This window comes from Corynebacterium sp. HMSC034A01 (assembly GCF_001838175.1).
GTDB lineage: Bacteria > Actinomycetota > Actinomycetes > Mycobacteriales > Mycobacteriaceae > Corynebacterium.
In genome coordinates this window covers 1-1,919 of record NZ_KV835931.1, presented here as the reverse complement: position 1 = coordinate 1,919, position 1,919 = coordinate 1, and the positions used below count along the sequence as shown (strand labels likewise).

The window sequence follows — 1,919 nt, the reverse complement described above, 5'->3', positions numbered from 1 at the left end:
TCGAGTACTTCGGCGGGGTCGCCGAGGTCATCGTGCCCGATAATGCCTCAACGGCTTCGAATGCGATCAGTGCCGCGGACAGGAATCGCCGGGTCAACTCCACCTACGAGGAGTTTTTGGAGCACTACAACACCGCCGCGTTGCCGGCTCGGGCGAAACGCCCCAAGGATAAGGCCAGCGTTGAAGCTGCAGTCAAGATCGTCACCCAAAACGTCATCCACGCACTCGATGGCCACCAGTGCGCCGGAATAGACGAGCTCAACGCAAAAATCACCGTCCTAGTCGATGGGATCAACGCTGCCGAACCGTTTCGCGGCAATGCGACGAGCAGACGCGCATTGTTCGATCAGTTCGAACGCGACGTGCTCACCGCGCTGCCTGCAACACCGTGGCAGCGCACCGAATGGAAACGCGCCAAAGTCGCACCCAATTTCCACATCAGAGTGCACAACGCGCATTACTCGGTACCCAACCAGCTGGTGGGCCGCACCGTGGATGTGCGCATCACCGGTGACGTGCTCGCCGTCTTCGACGCCGGGCAGCGTGTGGCCACCCACCAACTCGCACGTGCCCGCGGGGTGTACGTCACCGACACCGACCACATCCCGGCGAACATGGGTGACACCCGTGGGTTATGGACAAGCGAGTACTTCCTGCGCGAAGCCGCCAAAATCGGGCCGGCCACCCGCCAGGTGATTGCCGAGCTCATCGAAGCCAAAGCGATCCCTGCCCAGGCGTATCAAGCGTGCCGCAACGTGCTCAACATGGGCAAACACACCAACAAGCCAATCCTCGAAGAAGCCTGCAGGCGTCTGGTGTCCACCGACGGCGCCAGGCGTGCTGTGTCGTATACCGCGGTGAAAAACATGATGGCCGCCGTGCGCAAAGACACCTCCACACGACCTACCGGCACTGACCTGCCAACCGATCAACCAACCGGCAGACCCGCTGACGGCGCGCCTGCCCCGACAGCGCGTGACACCCGCGGCGCCTACCTCGGTGGTGCTGCCCAGTTCAGCCTCGAAAACCTCACCAAGAAGGGATCTGCATAACCCATGCCCCACCCACAGCCAGCATCAGCATCTGCCCGCTTCCTCGACGAATCAGTCCTGCCGGTCTTTACCGATCTACGCATGACCGCCTTCGGACAAAGCGTCATCGACATCGCCGCCGATCCCGCATTCGACGACTGGAGCTTTTCCGACAAGGTGCTCTACGCACTCGATAAAGAGGTAGCGGCCAAGCGTGAGAGGCGAGTCAACAAACTGCTCAAAGCATCCCGATCGCCAAATCCCGATGCTTGTATCGAAGACATCACCTACACGCCCGGCCGCACCATCAACAAAGAGCAAATCACCCGACTCGCTCACTGCCAATGGTGCCAAAGCGCACAAAACATTGTCATCCTGGGCAAATCCTCCGTCGGCAAAACCTACCTCGCCCAAGCACTACTCACCGCGGCGTGCCGAAACGACTACTCCGCACGCTTCTTCCGCACCGACACACTCGCCAACCACCTCGCCGTACTCAAACACGACGACCCAGCCCGCATCACATTCCTCCAAGACCTCCACCACACAGACGTGTTAGTCCTCGACGACTTCCTGACCACCCCAATCGATGCCGCCACCGCACACCAACTGCTCAACATCCTCGCAGAACGCGAACCCCGCGGATCAACCATCGTGACATCCCAGTTCACACCCGACGAGTGGTACAAATCCATCCCCGACGCCGTCATCGCCGAATCAATCCTCAACCGACTCGTCGCCGGCGCCGAAATCATCACACTCGAAGGCACCAACATGCGACTGCCCCAATAACCCCACCGAAACCCCAAAACGCCCGGGTGTTACTCGATACTCACCCGGGCGTTACCCGAAACTCACCACACCGTTACTAAACACGTGGTCTAAACA

At 60.1% G+C, this 1,919-nt stretch carries 1 protein-coding gene and 1 pseudogene; both read left to right on the top strand.

Annotation, left to right across the window (positions count from 1 at the left end):
- Positions 1-1,052 (top strand): annotated as a pseudogene (locus HMPREF2791_RS02385) (IS21 family transposase); the annotation flags it as partial.
- A gap of 81 nt (positions 1,053-1,133) precedes the next feature.
- Entirely contained in the window at positions 1,134-1,823 is a 690-nt protein-coding gene (locus tag HMPREF2791_RS02380) for an ATP-binding protein (protein WP_246825322.1), read from the top strand.
- The last annotated feature ends 96 nt before the right edge of the window (positions 1,824-1,919 follow it).